Origin of the sequence: Neorhizobium fuzhouense (assembly GCF_042611105.1) — a bacterium.
Taxonomy (GTDB): Bacteria; Pseudomonadota; Alphaproteobacteria; order Rhizobiales; family Rhizobiaceae; genus Neorhizobium; species Neorhizobium galegae_A.
In genome coordinates this window covers 171,499-171,892 of sequence record NZ_JBHFFP010000009.1, presented here as the reverse complement: position 1 = coordinate 171,892, position 394 = coordinate 171,499, and the positions used below count along the sequence as shown (strand labels likewise).

The 394-nt window shown below is 58.9% G+C and carries 1 protein-coding gene; it reads right to left on the bottom strand.

The genetic code is table 11. From position 1 onward, the window contains the following. A partial coding sequence (locus ACEXP3_RS16955) for a helix-turn-helix domain-containing protein (RefSeq protein WP_377298331.1) occupies positions 1-394 on the bottom strand: 394 nt, incomplete at both ends.

The window sequence follows — 394 nt, the reverse complement described above, 5'->3', positions numbered from 1 at the left end:
ATAGCCAGAATGGATATCACTGGCGCCTGTTTTTTGTGTTTTTAGCTGAAGTTCCAGATGGTTGATCACCTCTTCACGCAACAAAACCATCTCATCCAGGATTGTGGTGATGGTTTTGAGGTCGGCGCGGCGCGGCAGCCTGGATACAAGCGCGATATAATGGCTCTCGATCCGCTCCCAATCGCCGGCAGCGCCCTCCTCCATCGCTGCGGTGATGAGCTTGCGCACATCGCGGCGGCAGATGGTGAGTTCCTCTTTGGCCAGGGAGAGCGCGCGCCGTTCGGCCGCCACCGATTGTGCAAGAAGTGCAAACTCTTCCGCGCGCAGCAGCAGCGGCGCCAGGCTGAAGCCATAGGCCTGCTCGATATCGCCGCCGTCCTTGCGCCTGACATAG